At 30.6% G+C, this 23,209-nt stretch carries 15 protein-coding genes, 1 pseudogene and 1 other annotated feature; of the genes and pseudogenes, 11 read left to right on the forward strand and 5 right to left on the reverse strand.

Annotation, left to right across the window (positions count from 1 at the left end):
- Positions 1–52 precede the first annotated feature (52 nt).
- Positions 53–943 carry a homoserine kinase gene (thrB, locus tag T473_RS0107850; protein WP_024621416.1) on the reverse strand — a complete coding sequence of 297 codons (891 nt, stop codon included), beginning with the start codon at positions 941–943 and terminating at the stop codon, positions 53–55.
- Positions 944–952: 9 nt separating this feature from the next.
- Positions 953–2,434 carry a threonine synthase gene (gene thrC, locus T473_RS0107855; protein WP_024621417.1) on the reverse strand — a complete coding sequence of 494 codons (1,482 nt, stop codon included), beginning with the start codon at positions 2,432–2,434 and terminating at the stop codon, positions 953–955.
- Between the two features lie 146 nt (positions 2,435–2,580).
- Positions 2,581–2,808: a binding site (T-box leader), on the reverse strand.
- An 874-nt stretch (positions 2,809–3,682) separates the two neighbouring features.
- Here thrC and trxB point away from each other — a divergent pair.
- Positions 3,683–4,594: a thioredoxin-disulfide reductase gene (gene trxB / locus T473_RS0107865; protein ID WP_024621418.1), complete on the forward strand. Its 912-nt coding sequence runs from the start codon at positions 3,683–3,685 to the stop codon at positions 4,592–4,594.
- A 146-nt stretch (positions 4,595–4,740) separates the two neighbouring features.
- On the opposite strand, the gene T473_RS0107870 is transcribed toward trxB, so the two are convergent.
- The 3 genes from T473_RS0107870 to typA all read right to left on the reverse strand — a co-directional run bounded on the left by T473_RS0107870 (position 4,741) and on the right by typA (position 9,196).
- Complete coding sequence (locus T473_RS0107870) at positions 4,741–6,630, reverse strand: DUF2207 domain-containing protein (RefSeq protein ID WP_024621419.1); 1,890 nt, start codon at positions 6,628–6,630, stop codon at positions 4,741–4,743.
- A gap of 39 nt (positions 6,631–6,669) precedes the next feature.
- Complete coding sequence (locus T473_RS0107875; RefSeq protein WP_024621420.1) at positions 6,670–7,215, reverse strand: LemA family protein; 546 nt, start codon at positions 7,213–7,215, stop codon at positions 6,670–6,672.
- A 154-nt stretch (positions 7,216–7,369) separates the two neighbouring features.
- Complete coding sequence (gene typA / locus T473_RS0107880; RefSeq protein ID WP_024621421.1) at positions 7,370–9,196, reverse strand: translational GTPase TypA; 1,827 nt, start codon at positions 9,194–9,196, stop codon at positions 7,370–7,372.
- 960 nt (positions 9,197–10,156) lie between these two features.
- Between typA and T473_RS0107890 the strand changes: the two genes are divergently transcribed.
- The 10 genes and pseudogenes from T473_RS0107890 (at position 10,157) to T473_RS0107935 (ending at position 23,143) form a co-directional block, all read left to right on the forward strand.
- Positions 10,157–10,987 carry an N-acetylmuramoyl-L-alanine amidase gene (locus tag T473_RS0107890; protein ID WP_024621422.1) on the forward strand — a complete coding sequence of 277 codons (831 nt, stop codon included), beginning with the start codon at positions 10,157–10,159 and terminating at the stop codon, positions 10,985–10,987.
- A gap of 677 nt (positions 10,988–11,664) precedes the next feature.
- Positions 11,665–12,687, forward strand: a complete 1,023-nt coding sequence (gene splB, locus T473_RS0107895) for a spore photoproduct lyase (RefSeq protein WP_024621423.1) — start codon at positions 11,665–11,667, stop codon at positions 12,685–12,687.
- A 305-nt stretch (positions 12,688–12,992) separates the two neighbouring features.
- Positions 12,993–15,482 (forward strand): heavy metal translocating P-type ATPase, encoded by a 2,490-nt coding sequence (locus tag T473_RS0107900; protein ID WP_024621424.1) that lies wholly within the window; start codon positions 12,993–12,995, stop codon positions 15,480–15,482.
- 192 nt (positions 15,483–15,674) lie between these two features.
- Positions 15,675–16,343 carry a response regulator transcription factor gene (locus T473_RS0107905; RefSeq protein WP_024621425.1) on the forward strand — a complete coding sequence of 223 codons (669 nt, stop codon included), beginning with the start codon at positions 15,675–15,677 and terminating at the stop codon, positions 16,341–16,343.
- Positions 16,327–17,592, forward strand: coding sequence for a sensor histidine kinase (locus T473_RS0107910; protein ID WP_024621426.1), 1,266 nt, complete (start codon positions 16,327–16,329; stop codon positions 17,590–17,592). The genes T473_RS0107905 and T473_RS0107910 overlap by 17 nt, the downstream gene beginning before the upstream one ends.
- 316 nt (positions 17,593–17,908) lie before the next feature.
- Positions 17,909–18,082, forward strand: a complete 174-nt coding sequence (locus tag T473_RS18460; RefSeq protein WP_161627544.1) for a hypothetical protein — start codon at positions 17,909–17,911, stop codon at positions 18,080–18,082.
- A gap of 36 nt (positions 18,083–18,118) precedes the next feature.
- On the forward strand, positions 18,119–18,331 hold the full coding sequence (locus T473_RS0107920; protein WP_024621427.1) for a hypothetical protein: 213 nt from the start codon (positions 18,119–18,121) through the stop codon (positions 18,329–18,331).
- Positions 18,332–18,602: 271 nt separating this feature from the next.
- Positions 18,603–19,315 (forward strand): annotated as a pseudogene (locus tag T473_RS16475) (ABC transporter ATP-binding protein).
- Positions 19,316–20,115: 800 nt separating this feature from the next.
- On the forward strand, positions 20,116–21,489 hold the full coding sequence (locus T473_RS0107930) for an aspartate-alanine antiporter-like transporter (protein ID WP_024621428.1): 1,374 nt from the start codon (positions 20,116–20,118) through the stop codon (positions 21,487–21,489).
- A 70-nt stretch (positions 21,490–21,559) separates the two neighbouring features.
- Positions 21,560–23,143 carry an acetyl-CoA hydrolase/transferase family protein gene (locus T473_RS0107935; RefSeq protein WP_024621429.1) on the forward strand — a complete coding sequence of 528 codons (1,584 nt, stop codon included), beginning with the start codon at positions 21,560–21,562 and terminating at the stop codon, positions 23,141–23,143.
- The last annotated feature ends 66 nt before the right edge of the window (positions 23,144–23,209 follow it).

The following is a 23,209-nucleotide window of genomic DNA, read 5'->3' on the forward strand; positions in this document are numbered from 1 at the left end:
TTTAAAATATTTAAATACATCTTATAAATTTAATAATCTTTTAAATTCTATATTAAATATAGTTGACTACAGCACCGTTTAAATCACAGCTTAAATCCTTTACATCCCATTTGGAATCGGACTTAGATAAATAAGAATTCATATTGTTTTTGAAGTTTTTATCTTCGAGGATAAGAGACATAATTGTTGACCCTGACCCGCTTATAAATACCCCTAAAGCGCCTATATCATTTGCATAATCTATAATGCTATCGTATCCCTTTATTAGAGTACCTCTGTATTTTTGATGAAGCTTATCTTGGCAGGCAATTTTTAACAGTTCAAAATTTTTGTTTAACAAAGCTGATATAAGCATCGAAACCCTGCCCACATTGAATACTGCATCCACATGAGAAACCTCTGTTGGAAGTACATTTCTTGCTTGTTCAGTAGAGAGTTTAAACTCTGGTATAAATGCACAAAATTTTAACTCTTGTGGAACTATTACTACATCGTAATGAAGTTCATCACCATCTGATATACATACCATCATATTTCCAAATATAGCAGGAGCTACATTGTCTGGGTGACCTTCAATTTCACATGCTATTTTTAAAAGTTCATCTTTGCTCAAATTTGAGCCAGATAGTGCGTCTGCTGCCATTACTCCTGCAACTATACAAGTAGCACTGCTACCAAGACCTCTGCAAATAGGGATGTTATCTTCTATTATAATTTTTACACCGTTTGGAACTTTAGCAGGTTTTACGTTATCAAAGAAGTATTTCATCGATGAATAGACTAGATTGTTTTCATTTTTATATTTATAATCACAGCCTTCTATAATAAGACCTTTATCTATTTCTTCAAAATAAAATTTATTGTATAAATTAAGTGCGATACCTAGGCAGTCAAATCCTGGGCCTACATTTGCAGTTGTTGCTGGAACGATTATTTCTATCATAATTTTCACCTATGCCTTTAAGAATTTTTTGATTTCCGATTTTAATTTATCTTTATCAGAAATACTATTGTGAAGTATTTCTGCATCTTTTAGCTTTAATATTGAGTCTGGAATCTCTAAATTAGATACATCTCTTAACTTGTCTACTATTTCAAAATCGTCTAAGTTAGATTCTTTGTATCCTAGAGAATTTAAAACGTCTTCAGAGAACTTATATGGGTTTGCTGTACTTACAATTACAGTCTTTGTATCGTCTGAAGTTTTTTGTATATATTTTTCATAGCAGTTGTAAGCAACGGCAGTGTGAGTATCTATAAGGTAATCGAAATTATCAAATACCTTTTTTATAGTTATTCTAACGGATTCTTCATCTGAGTATTCTGCTGAGAATGAATCTAAATTATTTTTCATATTTTCATCGATATCGTAAACTCCTTTTGAGTTTAGCTTATCCATTAAATTTATTACGGTAGATTGATCTCTATCGCAAAGTTCAAATAATAGTCTTTCAAGATTGCTAGATATTAAAATATCCATTGAAGGGGAAGAGGTCAGTTTTAAACTCCTATTTTTGTTGTAATTTCCTGTTGCAAAAAAGTCGTACAATACATTGTTTTCATTAGAGGCGCAAATAAGTTTATTTATTGGTAACCCCATTCGCTTAGCGTAGTATCCTGCAAGTATATTACCGAAATTTCCTGTTGGTACTACAAAATTGATTTTATCATTAAGGCTTATTTGGTCAGTAGAGACCAAGTTCATATATGAATAAAAATAGTAAACTACTTGAGGTAATAATCTACCTATATTTATTGAATTAGCAGAAGAGAGTAAATATCCACTATTTAAAAGCTCTTCCTCAAATTCTTTATCTGAAAATATATTTTTAACTCCAGACTGTGCATCATCAAAGTTGCCTTTTATACCGACTACACGTGTATTTTTACCTTTTTGAGTTTTCATTTGAAGTTTTTGTACTGCGCTGACACCATCTTCTGGAAAAAATACAACGATTTTTGTATTTTCTACATCCATAAAACCTTCAAGTGCAGCTTTTCCAGTATCTCCCGAAGTTGCAGTTAGAATTACAACCTCTTTATTTAATCCACTTTTTTGTATAGCAGTCTTTAGAAGATGTGGCATTAAAGTCAACGCCATATCTTTAAAAGCAAGTGTAGGTCCATGGTAAAGTTCTAAAAAGTAAGAACCATTAACTTTGTTTAGATTCACGGCATTTTCATATTTAAATTTATTACTATAAGCATTGTTTATAGATTCTTTAATTTCATCATCTTTAAAATCTGTTAAAAATACTTTTAAGATTTCAAATGCAATTTGAGAGTAGGTTTTGCCTACATAATTTTTAAGTTTATCGGTTATATTTGGAAAATGGGTTGGAACATAAAGCCCGCCATCATTTGAAATTCCTTTTATTATTGCTTGTGAAGATGTTAAAATATCTGTATTTCCTCGAGTACTTATAAAGTCCATATTTTCTCCTCCATATTTTCCATTTTTACTTAAATCAATATAAATTTATATTTTTTATTAATTTTAAATATTTAAATATCTGTTTTTTATTAGCTAAAAGTTCTTATTACTTGAAAATTTTCAATAAAAAAAGATTCCCGTCCCTAAAAAGGGACGAGAATCATATTCCCGCGGTTCCACCCAAATTGATTTATATAAAATCCACTTGTACTATAACGTAAGTTAGACGTCTATTCTTACTAAGATCTATTGATAACTTCAGATAGAAGCTCATAGGTAGTTTTCAATCCCTCGAGTTAAGGAAACTTTTCAGTCGGTGGGTTTCCATCTCTGTTAACTGATTTAGATTTACTCTTCCTAATCATTGCCTTTTATTATTTATAATATTATTAATTATTCTATGAAAAAAACCAACGATGTCAAGCTAAATTTTGAAAAAAATAAATAATTTTATTTTTAAAAATATTTAAATAATATTGTTTAGATACTGTTTTATATAAAAAGTCAACTATTAAGATAGTAAAAAAAAGTAAAACCACTTAAATATGTTAAACAAACACAAAATAAATACAATTATATTAAAGTATATTATTCATTAAATAGAAACCACTAGTCTATATATCACTTCAAATTTTTGAAGTTTAGTTCAAATAAAAATTAAATTTAAAAAAATTCATAAAGAAAATTTAATTGTTAAATTACTGATAATTAAAGCTTATTAATTTGTTAAATTATAATTGTTTTGGGTATAATAAATAGTACAATAAATTAGTTACAATATATTAACCTATTTTTTATTAAAAAATTAACTATAATATAAATGGGGCATAAAACAGATCATATTTAGAAATTATACAATATATAAAATTTAATAAATGAGAATCTTTTCAAGTAGAGTTCATATTCAATTCATATGACAAGCTTACAATACTATAAAAGGAGGCGATGTAATGGCAATACTACTAATATCAGCTGGATTGATATTATTCATGTATGGACTATCAGTATTATCATATATATCAGATTCAAACGCTTTGGATAACTTATCAAACGAAAACTAATAAAATATATCGACATTGATAATAAATTGAAATTAAGTATTAGTATATAAGCTGTAAATATAGAAGTTTTGTATTTACAGTTTTATTATGTATAAAATAATATTTTACTTAGCATGTGAGTTTCTATATACTTAAATTATAAAAAGTAAAAATTTAAAAATAAAATATGAAGGAAAGAGGGAAGTATATGAAAGATTTAATTGTAATAGGTGCCGGCCCAGCAGGATTAACTTCAGCGCTTTATGCGGTTAGAGCAGGATTAACTGTAGCTGTTTTTGAAAAGAGTGTTTATGGAGGACAAGTTACTGGTACTGCTGAAGTCGAAAACTATCCATCAATTCAAAAAATCTCTGGATTTGAATTTGCTAACAATATATATAATCAATCTATAGCTCAAGGAGTTGAAATCAACTTTGAAGAAGTAGAAAAAATAGAAGACAAAGGAAACTATAAAGTAGTTAAGACTGCTTCAGGAGAGCATGAAGCAAAAACTGTGATAATAGCAAATGGAGTTGAAAGACGTAAATTAGGATGTAAAGGTGAAAAAGAATTCACTGGAAGAGGTGTAACATACTGTGCAACTTGTGATGGAGCTTTCTTTAAAAATCAAGATGTAGCAATTGTAGGCGGAGGAAATACCGCACTTGAAGATGCACTTTTCCTATCTAATAACTGTTCAAAAGTCTTCTTAATACATAGAAGAGACTCATTTAGAGGTGATAAGATACTTATAGATGCAGTGCTAAAAAGAGAAAATATAGAGATAATCTACGAAAGTGGAGTAGAGGAAATAACAGGAGATACAAATGTTAAAGAAGTAAAAATCAAAAACCTTATAGACGAATCAATAAGTACTATTACTGTAAGCGGGATATTTGTTGCAATAGGGCTTGAGCCAAAGAACCAAATGTTTAGCAACATTTTAGAATTAGACAAAGCTGGTTATATAGTAGCCGATGAGACTTGTACTACTAAAGTAGATGGTGTATATGTAGCAGGAGACAACAGAACAAAGTTTTTACGTCAAATAATAACAGCAGCAGCAGACGGGGCAATAGCAGCTGTACAAGCAGCAAACTACGTAAATACAGGAAAATAAATTCAAAACATAATAAATGACATACTCGTTAGAATATCTATAGAATAAAATAAAAATGAGGCATTGTCTGGAAATGAATTGACGTCCAGTATGCCTCATTTTTATTTTGTTGTATAATCGTTTATAGTTATTTAACACTTTTTTCACTACCAGCTACCTCTACCGCCACCACCAAATCCTCCACCAGAGAAGCCTCCTCCAGAAGATCCGCCATTGCCAAATCCACCGTGCGAACTACCCTGTTTAACGATTGGTACTGTTGTAGTGCGTAGAGAACTCATAGAACGATTGAAAGAACTTATCCATAAAACACTAGAGAAAGTGTCGTAATTAGATCCATGATACCATGTTGGTTTAGGGATTGATAATTGTTCAAATTTCTTTGCCCATACATTAGATACTCCCAACACGTATGCGTATGGTAGTACATGATAGAAGTAGGTTGGATCTTCCTTAACTAGTAACTCTAGACGATCCTTCTCAGAATATTTGATAAAATCTTTAAATCCTAGAATTTCCTCTAACCATGCGTGACCCTTCGAACTGCGTTTTGTTGGTGAAACAAATATGACAATACATAAAAAAATTACAAACAAAGAAATCGCAGTACTGGTATAGGATAATTCAACAAATCCTAAGAAATAATATATCAAAATAAAGAGATTCATTAATCCAAGTGAAATATATAATAATGCTTTTTTGCCTGTTTTCATTTTATATCTGTATTTCCCGACAAATAGCCAAGGAACAAATATAATGATAAAAAATATTGAAATTAAAGCAGCCATAAATAAAGCGGATGATACTATTAGATAGGTATGATAGTTATTTAAAAAAGAAGTAATAGCTATTACACTCAGAGACAGTATAAATGCTAGAAACTTTAATAATCCTGAAGTTCCGGCAAATATGCGATTTGCTTGTAGATTGAATTTACCTTCAATCTTAGCAGCAGTTGCCTGAAATTCTTCTCCAATATTTTTTTTCTTTAGATCTTCAAAGCTTACACTATCTTTATAAAAAATTTTATTAAATAACATCTGCTCGTATTGTTCTAATTGGTTATCTGCATCCTTTATTTTTTCTAATTCAAATGAATTTTTTCCTTTTTCGTGAATATTTAGATATCCTTTTGTAGCCCATTCTATTACAAGAGATGTAGTATCCTCATTATTTACAGTACCGTCTATTACATAACCGATTTCGGCACTGTTTAAACCTTTCGGAGGCTCAAATGATACAATCGGTATTACTTTATTGTTTTTCTCCTTTGTAATATAGAAGAATAGAAGAAGAGCTCCTAAAGCACCTAATATTATCATAGCAACGGTAGTGCTGTCACTAGATTCTGGATAATTAAAGTATCCATCTTCTAGATTCACTTTTGTTGTAATTCCTTCATTAGGACTTAAGGATTTATTATAAGCACCGTAGATTGTATTGCCTTCTACGCGGTAAGTTACATTATTATTACCTGTATTTTCATTCCCATATTTGCCACTGGTAAAATTGATCTTACTAGTATCAAATTTCTTTGGCATCTGAATTGTAAATGAAACATTGTATATATGAGCATCTATATTTGTTGGGATTATATTCATATACAACATTTGTAATCCGTCTAAATCTAAATCCCTTGTGTAGATGTCATAAGTTAATACATAAGATTCCTTACCAGTAAATTCGTGGTCTGGATTTCCAGCTTTTATTACAACGCTATCCTGACCATAATCAACACTATATTCATGGCCTTCTACATTAATATTCTTGACAGGGAACACATAGTTCTTTTCACCATCACCAAAATCCATTTTATATTGGATAGGTATTTCGCTATATAAGCCATGGCTAGGCACGAAGAAATTCATATTGATACTCTCTTTTACATGAATGACCCCATCCCCTTCTACATCCATTACAACATCATACGAATCCATTTGAAAGCTCTCATATGCAAATACATTACTAGTTGTAGTGATAAATATTAAAAATAGACATAATAAACTTATTAATATATGATTTTTAAACCTTTTCATATACCCTCCTTAAAAAAGATATAGGTAATCCTATATCTTTTAAAATGATATCTTAATATTGTCGCGATGTGACTCTTCAATTTCAAATAACGGTTGCTTCTTAAATTTAAATATTGAAGCTATTGTATTTGAAGGGAATGATTCACATTTTGTATTAAATTCTCTTACAATTGCATTGTAGTATTTACGAGCATTTGCGATCTCGCCTTCCATAGTTTTTAAATCATTCTGCATAGTTATAAAATTTGTATTTGCTTTCAAATCAGGATATGATTCGCTTAATGCAAATAGATGAGATAGTGTAGACTGCAATGATTTTTCATTTGAAATCTTATCATCGATTGATGTAGCATTCATTGCAAAATTTCTCGCTTGTATTACTTTTTCTAATGTTTCAGATTCGTGTTTGGCATATCCTTTTACCGTTTCTACCAAATTAGGAATTAAATCATAACGTTTCTTTAAATACACATCCATAGTCGAAAAGGCTTCATCTAATCGATTTTTAAGTTTTATAAATCCATTGTAAGACGCAATAAGCCAAAGAACGATAACAGCAATTAAAACAATAATTATTATTAGCATAACATCCTCCTTTCTTTCTCTTATTATAGTATATCTTAATTATATATAACTTATATCGTTTTTATACTGTTAGAGTCCTAAATAATAAAAAAACCAACTAAAAAATAGATTAGTTGGCTTTTTATACGATAACTGTATTTATTTGTTAGACTAACTATTTAGACTGTCTTGATCTATTGTATCTAAGTCTATCGTGTTCATTTAAAAGTTTTTTTCTAAGTCTTATAGAGTCTGGAGTTATTTCGACAAGTTCATCAGATTCTATAAATTCAAGTGCTTCCTCTAAAGTAAATATCTTAGGAGGAGATAATTTTATCGCATCATCCGAACCAGAAGCACGGACGTTACTCATCTTCTTATTTTTACATGGGTTTACTACCATGTCGTCTTTTCTTGAGTTCATAGCTATTATCATACCTTCGTATACTTCAACACCTGGATCAATAAACATTGTACCTCTGTCGCTTAAAGCACTTAGAGAATATCCCATTGTTACGCCAGGTCCTTGTGCTATTAGAACACCATTGTTTCTTGATGGTATTTCACCTTTAAACTCTTCATATTGTTCAAATGATCTAACTAAAGTACCTTCACCATGAGTAGAGTTTATAAATTGACTTCTATACCCTAAAAGTCCACGAGTAGGAGCTAAGAATTCTACTTTTACATAGTCTCCTTCAGATGCCATAGACACCATCATTCCTTTTCTAAGACTTATCTCATTTATTACAGTTCCAGAGTATGAGTCTGGGCAGTTAACTATAACTCTTTCAATTGGTTCTAATAGTTTTCCGTTTTCATCTTTGTGCATTAAAACCTCTGGTTTAGATACTCCAACTTCATATCCTTCACGTCTCATATTTTCTAGAAGTATTGATAAGTGAAGCTCTCCACGTCCAGAAACCTTAAATCCGTCGGTAGTATCTAGAGGATCTACTCTAAGTCCTACGTTTACTTCTAATTCTTTCTCAAGTCTATCTCTTAATTGTCTAGTAGTGACTAGTTTACCGCTTTTACCAACAAAAGGAGAGTCGTTTACTAAGAAGTTCATAGAAAGAGTAGGCTCTTCAATTTTAATCATTTCCATTGGAAGTGGAATGTTTAGATCGCAAATAGTTTCTCCGATTGATATATCAGGTATACCAGCTATAACAGCAATTTCACCACTGCAAGCTTCATCTACTTCTACTTGATTTAATCCTTCATAAACTGATAATTTAGAGATTTTTCCTTTTGATACGACATCATTGTCTTTACATATAGAAACAGTTGAACCATTTTTAAGAGTTCCTTTTGTAATTCTACCTATACCAAGTCTTCCGATGTAGTCATCATAAGCTAGTGCCGATACTTGGAATTGTAGAGGTTCTTCATTGTAGTCTGGGTAAGCATCAACATGTTTAGTAATTGTTTTAAATAGAGGAGAAAGGTCAGTACTATCTTCATCCATTTCTTTTTTTGCGATACCTTGTTTAGCTATTCCGTATATTATAGGGAATTCGCATTGTTCGTCAGTTGCGTTTAATTCAACAAATAAGTCGAAAACTTCATCTACAACTTCTTCTGCTCTCTGATCTTTTTTATCTATTTTATTTATAAATAGAATTGGCTTTAATCCGCATTCTAATGATTTTTGAAGTACGAATCTAGTTTGAGGCATAGGCCCTTCGCTAGCATCTACTAGAAGTATAACTGTATCAACAGTTTTCATAACACGTTCAACTTCAGAAGAGAAGTCACTGTGACCAGGAGTATCTACTATGTTTATTTTATAATCGTTGTAATTTATTGCGCAGTTCTTTGAATAAATAGTAATTCCTCTTTCTTGTTCAATATCATTACTATCCATTACACGCTCTCTAACAGTTTCGTTATCTCTAAAAACTCCACCTTGAGATAAAAACGCATCAACTAAGGTAGATTTACCTGCGTCAACGTGGGCAATTACCGCGATATTTATGATTTTATGCTTTAATAACATTTATGTTGCTCCCTTCAAATTAAATAACTTATTAATTATAGCACAGTAAGTTCCCGTGTACAAGAAAACATATTGTATATAGTATAAAAATGTTTTTAAATGTCGAAAAATATTGTATATATTGGAATTACTGCTATTTAATATTACATTTTGTTAAAATTGATAAAACTATATTATAATACCTAAAAAAGTAGGGAATAATATGAAACAATCAGTTACTTATAAAGAAATAGAATGCAAGAGTGCAGTAAACAATTAAAAAGACAGATTCCATATGGTTGGGATTTAAATATATACAGAGGATGTATACATGGCTGTAAGTACTGCTTTGCACGGCAAATTATAATTTAGCGAATAACTCTCTTTGTGACTCTTCCGTAGTATGCGTATAAGTATTTAATGTTATGCTTATATTTGTATGTCCTGATCTTTTCTGAACATCTTTAGGTGAACTCCATTTAGTATTAACATACTAGTGTGAGTGTGACGGGGCATGTGAAAATAGTGCTCATAACCGAGCTTGTTTTTAACTGCATTACCTAACTTACCATTCGCTTATTTATTGGTAAATGATAAAGGAGAGACTATACATCCATCAAGGTGTACTATTTTTGGAGAAGAAGAAAAAGAATTAAAAAAAATATAATGAAATTATAGAAGAGTCTTATACTAAGGCTCTTATTAATATTTAATACCGGAGGTATTTTTGGAAGATTTCGTTGCACAATGTAAACATTGGGGCAGTATTATTGTAGTGTATGTTTTATTTAAAAATACGTAAGATGAAAAAAAGAAAGTTAGGGCAATATATAAACAGAGTGTTAGACATTTACGAAAACAACAAAACAATTCGCCGAATGTATACATGCTCTTAGTTTGGGAGTTGAAAATTTAGACGAAGAAAATAACCGTATCGAAAGAAGTTTGATACTTTTATTGGTATTAAGGAGGAAGAAATTAATGAAAATAGCAATTACAGTAGGGCATAGTATATTAAAAAAAGGTTTGTGTACAAGTGCTGATGGACTAATCAACGAATACCAATACTGTAAAACAATAGCGCCTATCTTAGCAGATATATTAATAAAAGAAGGACATGCATTAGATGTAATAATCTGTCCTGAAAGACAATTTATTAGTAAAAATCAAGAGAGAACATATAAATTACCTCGTATAAATGGCAAGAAGTACGACCTAGTAATAGAGTTACACCTTAATAGCTATAATAGTAGTGCTAAAGGTACAGAGGTACTATACTGTTCAAATATAGGCAAGATGTATGCACAAAGAGTAGTAAATAAGTTAGGTACAGTATTTACTAGTAGAGGTGTAAAAGATAGTCCGGATCTATATATGTTAAATAGTACAGATTGCCCTGCAATCATTATTGAAACATTCTTCTGTGATAATAAAGAAGACTATGCGATAGCTACAAAATTGGGTTATGGGGAAGTTGCTAAACTAATAGCAGAAGGTATTTTAAATAAATCGATAGAGAGTGAAAAAAGTAATAACGAAGCTAAGCCACGAACATATGAAAATGCAATAATATATAGTGGAGATAAAGACAAGGCTTTAGCAATAATAATGAAGGAATTTTTACCAAACTCTACAATAGTAGATATAGCAGACTACAAAAGTTATATGTATAGAAATATCTACGTTATAGGTGATGGTGCTAGCAAAGGATTAGAGAAGTTCCCAGACAATGTGACTAAGTTTGTTGGTAATGACTTTAAAGATACGTATGGATTGGTTGTTGAGTGGTTAGAAGATAAGAAATTAAAGTAAATAGGTATAAGGGTAGCTTCGCTTCTACCCTTATACTATATGCATTAATTAATCATTATCATAGTTTTATTAATCTCTGCGACATCTACAACATCTTGAACAACAACCACATCTGTTACATATGCGCCTTCTTGAAAACCTTCTTCTACAACGTGAACATCTTATACAAGAAATGAAAAATCTATCCATATAAACACCCTCCTTTAATATAAAAGTATAATAGAGTAAAACACCCTTGTATAAAAATACATATCTTTGACCATTACTACTCATAGTTGATTTGTAGGGATGTATTCGATAAGGAATTTATCAAATATAAATGGTAAAATTAACTTAAATAGTTGTGACAAAAGGGTAATTCACTCATTCACTTAAAAACATAATTCATATAATACAGTGGATTATATTCTTGTCCACTGATATATAATATGAAATTTTTATCGAAAAAGTGAAAAATATATATAAGTTTGTTGAAGTTATTGAATCGTATAAGCATTTTTCTTACATTACTAGCTCTTTTATTATGCAAAATAACCTACCATGTCCATACTAAATAGGTATTAAAGCTATTTTTATTAATGATTTTTTATTTTAAATTTAAAAATGCATCAAAAATGTATATAAACAAACAATAAATATAACTTAATTAAAAATATCATGTAATGAGAGGTAAAATAATGTTTAATCCTGAAAGAGTTATATTTGAAAAAGGAGCAATAGATACATATGTTGGAAAAAATATATATAACAAAATAAAAGATAATCCAGATATTGAAATTATAAATGCAAGCTCAAATAAAATTAAAAGTCACATTCCAGGAGAAAATTTATATGAACAATACAGATTTGGGAAAGAAACTTTAGTAGTTGGTGAACGTAAAAGTTTAAAATTTCAAACATGTAAACCCTCAGCAAACTATCAATTGCCGCTAGTTAGCGGATGTATGGGAAGATGTGAGTATTGTTACTTAAATACACAATTAGGGGACAAGCCTTTTGTAAAAGTCTTTGTAAATATCGATGATGTTTTAAAGAAAGCAAAACAATATATAGATGAAAGATCACCGGCTATAACTATATTTGAAGGTGCTGCAACATCAGATCCCGTACCGCTTGAGCCTTATACTAATTCACTAAAGCAAACTATAGAATTTTTTGGGAAAGAAGAAAAAGGAAGATTTAGATTTGTTACTAAATATAACGATATAAATACTCTATTAGATGCAAAACATAATAATCATACTGAAATTAGATTTAGTATAAACACACCTAGGATAATAGATACTTATGAACATCATACTGCATCTGCTAATAAAAGAATTGAAGCAGCTGTGAAGGTTGCTAAAGCTGGATATAAAGTAGGTTTTATAATAGCACCTGTGTTTCTTTATGAAAATTGGCAAAGTGACTATATTAATTTGATTAAAAGTATAAAAGAAAAACTACCTAAAGATTTTGATCAAGAAATTATATTTGAGGTTATATCACACAGATATACAACCAAAGCTAAAAATAGAATACTTCAAATATTCCCAGATACCACAATACCTATGGAAGATGGAGATAGAAAGTTTAAATATGGTCAATTCGGATATGGAAAATATGTTTATACAAAAGATGAATTGGCTGAAATGAAAGCGTTTTTCCTTTTAGAAATTAAAAATATATTTCCTAATGGAATTATAAAATATGTAATCTAATAATTACTAGTTTAATATAAATTTTCAAGTAAAACTATATATGAATCTAACAAAGAGAGACTATAGTTATGAACACAGAATTTAGAATACACATTATAGTATTCTATAGTTTGATTTGTCAATTTTAAATATACGTTTTTATAATATGTAATTAAAATTTAAAAATCAGATAAATAAAGTCATTAGAACATCTAAACAAGCTATTTATAAAAGTTGTTGATAGAAATTTCATAAATAGCTTGATTAAAGATACCCATAGGGGGTATAATTAGATAAAGGTTATCATTTAGAAAGGAGTGGATGTTATGAGTTCAAATAATATAACAGAAACATATAAAATAACAGGGATGACATGTGCAGCATGTGCAAAGGCTGTAGAAAGAACTGTACGCAAGCTCGAGGGAGTATCCGATCAAAGTGTAAATATAGCTACAGAGAAATTAAAGATCGAATACAATAAAGAAAAAGTTGGGTTTGATGATATAAAAAAAGCTATAGAAAAAGCTGGTTATGGAGTTATAGAAGAAGAAACTAACAAGAAAATCGATATGAAAATAGGAGGAATGACTTGTGCAGCTTGTTCTAAGGCTGTTGAAAGAGTAGTCAAAAAGCTAGATGGTGTAGACAGCGTAAATGTAAACATAGCTACTGAAAAAGCAAGTATAAACTACGATCCATCAAAAGTTAGACTTTCTCAAATTAAAGCTGCTATAACTAAAGCTGGATACGATCCAATTGATGAAGTTAAAAATAATATAGCTCAAGACGAGGATAAGATAAGAAAAGAAAAAGAAATGAAATCATTATTCAATAAGTTTATAGTAGCAATTGTATTTGCTATTCCTCTGTTTTATATAGCTATGGGACCTATGGTTATGAAGCCTATAGGGCCTTGGCCAGTTCCAGAGATAATAAATCCAATGACAAATACATTAAATTACGCGTTAGTTCAATTAGTACTAGTAATCCCTATAATGATTGCAGGATATAAATTTTATATAAATGGATTTAAATCGCTTATAAATTTAAGCCCAAATATGGATACGCTAGTTGCAATAGGGACATCAGCAGCATTTTTATACAGTCTTTTTACTACTTATCAAATAGCTAATAATCGTGTATTAGAAATGCACCATCATCAACTTTATTTCGAAAGTGCAGGTATAATTATCGCACTTATACTTCTTGGTAAGTACTTAGAATCTAGATCTAAAGGCAGAACATCAGAAGCAATTAAAAAACTTATGGGACTTCAGCCAAAGACTGCAATAGTATTAATAGATGGTAAAGAAGTTGAGACTTTGATTGAAGAAGTTGAAGTTGGAGATATAATACTTGTAAAACCAGGCAGTAAGATACCCGTTGATGGTATAGTTTTAGATGGATATACATCTGTAGATGAGTCAATGCTTACAGGAGAGAGTTTACCTGTAGAGAAAAAAGTTGGAGATGCAGTAACTGGTGCAAGTATAAATAAAAATGGTACTATCCAATTTGAAGCTAAAAAGGTTGGAAGCGATACGGCTCTTGCTCAAATAATTCAATTAGTTGAGGATGCTCAAGGAGAAAAAGCGCCAATAGCTAAATTAGCAGATGTAGTATCTGGATATTTTGTACCTACAGTAATAGCTATAGCTTTAGTATCTTCAATTCTTTGGTATTTTGTTGGAGGAAAAGATATAGTATTCGCCTTAACAATTTTTATATCGATTTTAGTAATAGCTTGCCCATGTGCACTTGGCCTTGCAACACCTACTGCAATAATGGTCGGTACAGGAAAAGGTGCAGAAAATGGAATTCTTATAAAAGGTGGGGAAGCTCTAGAGTCTACTCACAAAATACAAACTGTAGTGTTTGATAAGACAGGAACTATAACAGAGGGAAAACCAAAAGTTACCGATGTTGTAGTAAACAATGTAGATGAAGATTATTTAATACAATTAGCATCAAGTGCAGAAAAAGGTTCTGAACATCCCCTTGGAGAAGCCATAGTTAAATACGGTGAAGATAAGGGATTAGACGTTCTTAAAGTAGATGATTTCAAAGCTTTACCTGGATTTGGTATACAAGTAAAAATAGATAATAAAGTAGTTGTTCTTGGAAATAAAAAGCTTATGTTGAATGAAAATGTAGACTTTGAAGGTCTATCAGAAAGATCTGATGAACTTGCATCCCAAGGTAAGACACCTATGTATATCGCTGTAGATGGGAAGCTTGCAGGAATTATAGCAGTTGCTGATGTTGTAAAAGAGAGTAGTAAAAAAGCTATCGAAAAACTGCACAGTATGGGAATACAAGTAGCAATGCTTACAGGAGATAATGTTAAAACAGCAAATGCTATAGCAAAACAAGTAGGTATAGATGTGGTTTTAGCAGAGGTATTGCCAGAAGATAAATCTAAAGAGGTTGAAAATCTACAATTACAAGGAAAATTTGTTGCAATGGTTGGAGATGGAATAAATGATGCACCAGCTCTTGCAAAAGCTGATATAGGTATTGCAATAGGAAGTGGTACTGATGTAGCTATTGAATCAGCAGATATAGTTCTTATGAAGAGCGACTTAATGGATGTACCAGCAGCTATCAGACTAAGTGATGAGACTATAAAAAATATTAAACAAAACTTATTCTGGGCATTTGGTTACAATACTATTGGTATACCAGTAGCAGCGGGACTTCTTTATATGTTTGGAGGACCTCTTCTTAATCCAATGATTGCAGCAGCAGCTATGAGTTTGAGTTCAGTATCAGTTGTTACAAATGCACTTAGACTTAAAAATAGAGAAATATACTAAAAATAGTGAATAAAATTTAAAAAATTACAAATAAAAGTGGGGCTGTCGCAAAAGTATAGAATAAGTACTTTTGTGACAGCCCTTGTATTTTGCAGATTTCTTTATTAAAAGATTGTTTTATTTTCATATAAAGTTCATAAAAATAGTGTACAATGGAACTGATTTATATTTTTTATAGAAAGGAATGATACTATGAATTCATCCATACTTGTAATAGAAGATGATTCCAGTATCCAAGAGCTGATAGTAGAGTTTCTGACAGCTGAAGGGTATGAAGTAGACTTTGCGAATGATGGTCTTGAAGGAATTCAAAAATTTAAAAAGGGAAATTACAATTTAATAATTTTAGATATAATGATGCCAAATTTAGATGGATATAGTGTTTGTAAAATGATAAGGCAGACATCAAGTGTCCCTATAATATTCTTAACAGCTTTAACTCAGGAGACAGATCAATTAAAAGGGTTTGAATTAGAGTGTGACGATTACATTACCAAACCGTTTTCATTTAACCTCTTGGTTAAGAGAGTTGAAGCCGTTTTAAGAAGAAGCAATAAAATAATGAACGAGAAATTTTTAGTATTTGAAAAATTAAAGTTAGATTTAAATACCTATGAGGCGGAAGTAGATGGAAATGCTGTGGAACTTACTTTAAAGGAGTTTAATATTTTAAAAGATTTAATAGAAAAATACCCTCAAGTTATAACTAGAGAAGGTCTGCTCGACAGCATATGGGGTTACGACTATTATGGTGATACGAGAATAGTTGATGCTCACATTAAAAATATAAGAAAAAAAATATTATTACCGTACATCAAAACAGTAAAAGGAATAGGATACACACTTGAGAAGGATATTTGATAAATGGGAAAAGATGAGCATTAAATACAAGTTATTTTCTATAACTACAAGTTTGCTATTGGGACTAGCACTTGCAATATATTTAATACTTTATTTTATGTTACCATCTTATTATCATGAATATAAAATAGACTCATTAGAAGGTCAGTTACAGTATTTGACTAAGACATCATCTAGTGACGACATAGGTGTTTTAGAAGAAAAATTATACTATATGGCAAAAGATCAGAACTTGGCGATATTATTAAAAGACCATAATGGTAGAGTTGTCTACGGAAAAAATGAAGTGGTACTACTTAAATACAGTAGATATATGTCTAGTAATATAAATGATGAATACAGGGTAACAATGCCGATTAGTACTTCAGATTCAGTAGACGCTTATACACTAGAAATAATAATGCCTCTACAGCCTATAGATGAAGCAAGTGAAGTAATTAGAAAGCTTATGCCGTATATAATTGCAGTAGCTATAATAATCGCTGTTATAGGAGCCTTTATTTACTCAAATGTAATTACAAAGCCTCTGATAGATATTATTGAGATTGAAAGAAAGCAGGAAAATAAACGTAAAGATTTTGTAGCTACAATATCACATGAATTAAAAACTCCAATAACCATAATAAGTGGTCAGATAGAAGGTATGATTTATAATGTTGGAAAATATAGCGATAGGGATACGTATCTTAAAAAATCCTACGACTGTACACAAGAGCTTAAAGATCTAGTAGATGAAATGATAGAAATTTCAAAGATGGAAATTCTAGACCAAGATCTGAGCCTTGGAAATGAAAATAGGCAGATGATAAATATGAGCAAACTACTTCAAGATTTAGTAAAAAGACAATTGTTCCTTATTGAAGAGAAAAATATAGAGACAGTTTTAGCTATACAAGATGAAGTAACAGTTCTTGTCAATACTGAAAGAATTTCAAGAGCAATAAACAATATAATAAACAATGCTATAAAATATACTCCGGACAGTGAAAAGATATTTGTTAAATTGTATAAGAAAAATAACGCAAGAGCAATATTAGAAGTAGAAAACACAGGTGTCACTATAGAGAAAAAATACCTAGAAGAAATATTTACACCGTTTTATAGAATTGAAAAATCTAGATCTAGAAAGACTGGTGGAAGTGGATTAGGACTTTATATTGTAAGTCAAATTCTTAAGGGTCACGGTTTTGACTACTGTATGAAAAACAAAGAAAATTCGGTTGTTTTTAGGATTGAATTTAAAATTTAATATGTTTCAATACATTTTCATATTAAAATCACAATAAATTCACATACTAGATGTATTATATACTCAAGTAAGAGAAATATTGCTAACTTAAAACCATAATAATAATACCCTAAGTATAGTGATAGTTATCCCTCACATCCTCAATAAATAACTATCACTATGCAAAAGAATTAGCTGTATCACAATGATTTATAAATTATAAGTCGTCGTGATACAGCTAATTCTTTTTTGAAATTAATAAATTTTTGTAAATAAAGATAATAATCTTGGACACCATATTATTAAGAAATAAATTTCTTTATAGGAGGTGTTATAAATGGACAAAATGAAAAAGAGTATGAAAAACATGCAAAAAGATCTAAAAAAAGGTATGAAAAAGACAACAAATGCAGTTAAGGATACAGCAGAAGACTTAATGGACACAGCAGAAGATGCAATGAGAACTATGGAAATGAAAAAAGATAATATGATGTCTAACAAGAGAAAGTAAAAAATATAGTTTACTATAGATTAGGAGATGTCAAAAATGGCAAAAATGAATAAAAATAAAAATAAAATGAAAAGTTCTGATAAAAGAGATCTAGAAGAAAAACTAGTACTAGAATCAAGGGATCCCGCAGAATTATTAATGACTAATGTTGAAGATGCAAAGAAAATGATGAATGCAAAACAAGACGCTAAACTTACAAATTTAGACAAAAAACGTATAGTCAACGATACTATGGGAGAAATGAAGTAGTTTTAAAGGTAAATTAATTCTTCAGTAGCAAAAAGTTGATAAAGAGTTAAATTAAAGAATAGGAAATAAGAAAACTGTTATCTGGAATACGAGATAACAGTTTTCTCGTTTTATGAAAATAGATGTTTTATCCATGGATGTATGTTAGAAATAATAATTTTTGTATATTAAAGTTTTAAAATATTATAGAATGAATACATAATTTACTTGAATTAAGATGTTATATGTTATATATTAAGTATAACAATGACGATATTGGAGGAGTGATAGTGTGTTAATAATAAATGGCGTATCTAAATCATTTGAAAACAATAAAAAAGTTTTAAATGACATAACTTTTGATATAAATTCTGGAGAAATATTTGGATTTATTGGTCATAATGGAGCTGGAAAGACCACACTAATAAAATCTATAGTTGGTATTCATGATTTTGATGAAGGTGAAATACTTATAGATAAAAAATCTATAAAAAGTGATCCAGTTTCTTGTAAGAAGAAATTTGCATATATTCCAGATAATCCTGATCTGTATGAATACCTTACAGGAATACAGTATTTAAATTTCATAGGAGATATATTTAAAGTCCCTCAAGACGAACGACAGGAGCTTATTAAATACTATGCAGAGAGATTCGATTTAGAAAAAGATATTGGAAGCACAATCGCTTCTTATTCACATGGTATGAAACAAAAGCTCGCTATCATTTCAGCTTTAATACACAAACCGAAACTCCTAATTTTAGATGAACCATTTGTTGGACTTGATCCAAAGGCTGCATTTACATTAAAAGATATTATGAAAGAATTTTGTGAATTAGGGGGAAGCATATTTTTTCAACACATGTATTAGAAGTAGCTGAAAAAATTTGCGATAGAATAGCCATAATTAAAGGTGGAAGGATAATTGCGTATGGTACTACTGAAAAAGTCAAAGGCAATAGTTCTCTTGAAAATGTATTTATGGAATTAATTGATAAAGATTAATTTGAATACTATATTTTGATTGATATGTATGCTCTAGAAGTTAAAAACTTTTAGAGCATTTATTTTAAATTAAAACATTTTCTTATCTAAAAGCCTATCTAACATTCCTATCTAGAACAATATTTTTATACAATATAAAATTAAAAAGTTAAATAATAATACAAAATTCACTTAAAAATATTCTGAAATTTCGGAACAATGGAAATGATAAGTAAGTTTTATATAGAATTTTATAAAATCATGTATGTCATACAATGTATAAAGAAAAATATTGCATAAAAATATATTTCTAGCTTAATATATAATTAACAAAATTAATTTAGATTTAACAAACTTAACTAAATCATAACAAACAACAAAGCTAAAATTGTAATACAAGTTTAGACTAAACTATTTAAACATATCATAGATAGGTCTTCTAAGAATTCTCAAGACTTTCATGGGATTCTTTCTTCACCTACAAATCACAATTAGAAGCATAGTAATTGAATACTATGGATTCATGACTTAAGACATTTAATATTATAAAAATGTGCGCACATTCAATATTCTAATACCTATCAATTTATTAAAAGCAAAATATTTTCATTTTTAATTTCTAAGTCTTAAGTTAATTATTTAGTGCTTAGATTCAAAAATTACAGACTAGTCTTATTTAAAGCTGAAAGATTTACTCGAGTTAAAAATTATAAGTTTTAAAGATATTTATTTGATTTTTAAACTGAGAGGTTGTTTGTGTTAGCTAGAGTGCTAAATAGTTCTCTGTCATACATTTGCAACTATACGAGGGGGCAAATAACATGAGTTTTAGCTTTACAGAAGTATTTTTAAGCCAGTTTATATTGATGTTCATTGCAATTGTTACTGGTTTGATGTTTGGAAAGATTAAGTTTGGTAAGTTTAGCTTTGGTATATCTGGTGCATTATTTACAGGGCTTGTTATCGGTTGGGGAGCATTTAAATATGCGTCTTCAATTGAAGCAGGTAAATCTGGATATGATGCAGCTCAAAATTTGATATCTTCAGGAGTAATTTCCAGTAATTTTTTCGATATATTTTTGATTGTATTCGTTTGTGCAGTTGGTTTATTAGCTGCAAAAGACATTGGGATAGTTTTAAGAAAATACGGTTTAAAGTTTGTTGCGCTCGGTTTACTTATAACCTTTATGAGTGCAGCGGCTACTTACACATTAACTCTATTTAGTAAAGATTCCAACCCATACGAGATTTCTGGTGTATACACAGGAGCTTTGACAAGTTCACCTGGGCTTGCAGCGGCAATCGAAACTGCTAGAGGGCATGCAACAGAAAAATCTGAAAGTTATGATACTATGGGTGATTCAGAAAAAATTAAATTTTTAGAAATGGCAGGAGTTAAAGATATCCCAAAAGACGTACAAAGTTTTAAAATAACTGATGATGTAAAGAATCAATTCATAACTAATGCTGAAGGAAGTATAGGTGCTGGTCATGCAATAGGGTATCCATTTGGAGTTCTTATAGTAATACTAGCGGTAAATTTCTTCCCAAATATATTTAAGATTGATGTAGAAAAAGAGAAATTACAGTACCGTGAAGAGCTAAGTGACGCAAGAAAACAAAGTAGTCACGTTAAAGTGATAAAAGAGACGAAGTTTGATATAGCTGGATTTATATTAGCTTGTATGTTTGGATATATCATTGGAAATATAAATATTTACTTGCCGTTTATAGGGTATTTTAGTTTGGGATCAACAGGCGGTGTACTAATAGGGGCATTGATTTTAGGATATATAGGCAAAATCGGAAGTATTAGCTTTAGAATGGATTCTAATACACTAGGAATACTTAGGGATATTGCACTTGCATTTTTCTTAGCGATTGTCGGGCTTAAATACGGTTATCAAGCAGTAGATGCTTTAGTTGGAACTGGGGCTTACCTTGGTGTTGCATCAGTAATTATAGGAGTTATAGGTATGCTTATTGGATTTGGAGTTGGAAAGTATGTTTTGAAAATAAATTGGCCTATGTTGTCAGGAGCTATATGTGGTGGAATGACATCTACTCCGGGACTTGGAGCTGCTGTTGAAGCTCTAGGTAGTGATGAACCAGCAGCAGGGTATGGGGCTACTTACCCATTTGCGCTTTTAGGTATGGTTATATTTACAATAATACTTCATAAGTTGCCAATGTAGTATTTGTACTAATCACACAGACATTATTTAAACTAAAAAGTTAAAATTTGTATTTGGTGGGTGAAAATTTATGGATAGTAGATTAAGATGTAAATATTTAGAGAATAAAGTGATGACTGCAGAAAAAGCAGCAGAGTTTTTTGAAGACAACATGGTTGTTGGTACTAGCGGATTTACCCCTGCAGGATATCCAAAAGCAGTACCGTTAGCAATCGAAAAACGCGCACAAAATGGAGATAAAATAGGGCTCACTATAATAACTGGAGCCTCAGTAGGACCAGAACTGGACGCAGCTCTTTCTGAGTCTGGGGTTATGAAGAGAAGGTACCCTTATCAGACAAACTCGACTTGTAGAAATTTAATAAACGATGATAAGGTAGCGTATTCAGATTTACATTTAAGCAATGCACCTCAGTGGGTCAAAGCTGGATTCTTAGGGAATGTAGATATAGCTCTTATTGAGGCAGTTGCAATAACCGAAGAAGGAAATATAATTCCATCTACTTCAATAGGTAACAGCAATGTGTTTGTAGAGTGTGCAGATAAAGTTATCGTAGAGATTAACACCTCACAGCCAGTTGATCTCGAAGGAATACACGATGTTTATAACGTAGTACTTCCTCCAAATAGAGAAGCTATTCCACTGACTAAAGTTGATGATAGAATCGGCACAACGTATATACCATGTAATAAGGAAAAGATAGTGGGTATTGTATTTACCGATATAAAAGATAAAACCAGACCAATTGATAGTATAGATGAGACCTCTAAAAAAATGGCTGATAACTTAATTAAATTTCTAGAAAATGAAGTTAAGGAAAATAGATTACCAAAAAATCTATTGCCTCTTCAGTCTGGCGTAGGAAGTGTCGCAAATGCAGTTTTAGGAGGATTAGTAGATTCTGATTTTGAAGATTTGGTTATTTATTCAGAGGTTATACAGGATAGCGCAATAGATCTAATAGAGAAGGGCAAGGTAAAGTTTGCATCAGGAACATCTCTAACAATATCTCCAGAAAGATTAGATGATTTTTATAGAAAGTTTTGCACTTACAAAGATAAGCTTATTCTGAGACCGCAAGAAATAAGCAATAATCCTGAAATAGCTAGAAGAATCGGAGTTATAGCTATAAATACTGCAATAGAAGTAGATATTTACGGAAATGTAAACTCTACAAATATTATGGGAAGTAGAATGATGAATGGGATAGGTGGTTCAGGAGATTTTGCTAGAAATGGATATTTATCAATATTCACTACAGAGTCTATAGCTAAAAAGGGGGATATTTCAAGTATAGTGCCCATGGTATCCCATCAAGACCACAGTGAACACGATGTAATGGTCGTAGTTACAGAGCGTGGTGTTGCAGATTTAAGAGGATTGTCGCCTAAGGAAAGGGCAGTTAAGATAATTGAAAACTGTGCACATCCTGATTATAAAGAGGAACTCTGTGATTACTTCTACAAAGCTTGCGAGGGAAAATATAAACATACACCTCATGTATTATCCAAGGCTCTTTCATGGCATGAAAGGTTTATGCAAACTGGAAGTATGAAGGAAAATAAATTAATAAATGAATCTACGGAAATGAATTCACAGAATGAAATGAAATCCAAGGATGAAAGAGAGATAGAGGGAGCAGAAGCACATTAGTTCCAAAGGTTAAAAAAATAACAAAGAAGTGATATACAATAGCCTGCCATATGATTTTAGAAATTG

Origin of the sequence: Clostridioides mangenotii TR, from assembly GCF_000498755.1 — a bacterium.
GTDB classification, from domain to species: domain Bacteria; phylum Bacillota; class Clostridia; order Peptostreptococcales; family Peptostreptococcaceae; genus Metaclostridioides; species Metaclostridioides mangenotii_A.

Bases quoted from the DNA above. Each gene is read 5' to 3' on its own strand.
- thrC (WP_024621417.1), bottom strand. From the start codon at position 2,434: ATGGACTTTATAAGTACTCGAGGAAATACAGATATTTTAACATCTTCA.
- T473_RS0107935 (WP_024621429.1), top strand. From the start codon at position 21,560: ATGGATAGTAGATTAAGATGTAAATATTTAGAGAATAAAGTGATGACT.
- T473_RS0107870 (WP_024621419.1), bottom strand. From the start codon at position 6,630: ATGAAAAGGTTTAAAAATCATATATTAATAAGTTTATTATGTCTATTT.
- T473_RS0107920 (WP_024621427.1), top strand. From the start codon at position 18,119: ATGGCAAAAATGAATAAAAATAAAAATAAAATGAAAAGTTCTGATAAA.
- T473_RS18460 (WP_161627544.1), top strand. From the start codon at position 17,909: ATGGACAAAATGAAAAAGAGTATGAAAAACATGCAAAAAGATCTAAAA.
- T473_RS0107905 (WP_024621425.1), top strand. From the start codon at position 15,675: ATGAATTCATCCATACTTGTAATAGAAGATGATTCCAGTATCCAAGAG.
- thrB (WP_024621416.1), bottom strand. From the start codon at position 943: ATGATAGAAATAATCGTTCCAGCAACAACTGCAAATGTAGGCCCAGGA.
- splB (WP_024621423.1), top strand. From the start codon at position 11,665: ATGTTTAATCCTGAAAGAGTTATATTTGAAAAAGGAGCAATAGATACA.
- typA (WP_024621421.1), bottom strand. From the start codon at position 9,196: ATGTTATTAAAGCATAAAATCATAAATATCGCGGTAATTGCCCACGTT.
- T473_RS0107900 (WP_024621424.1), top strand. From the start codon at position 12,993: ATGAGTTCAAATAATATAACAGAAACATATAAAATAACAGGGATGACA.
- T473_RS0107890 (WP_024621422.1), top strand. From the start codon at position 10,157: ATGAAAATAGCAATTACAGTAGGGCATAGTATATTAAAAAAAGGTTTG.
- T473_RS0107930 (WP_024621428.1), top strand. From the start codon at position 20,116: ATGAGTTTTAGCTTTACAGAAGTATTTTTAAGCCAGTTTATATTGATG.
- T473_RS0107875 (WP_024621420.1), bottom strand. From the start codon at position 7,215: ATGCTAATAATAATTATTGTTTTAATTGCTGTTATCGTTCTTTGGCTT.
- trxB (WP_024621418.1), top strand. From the start codon at position 3,683: ATGAAAGATTTAATTGTAATAGGTGCCGGCCCAGCAGGATTAACTTCA.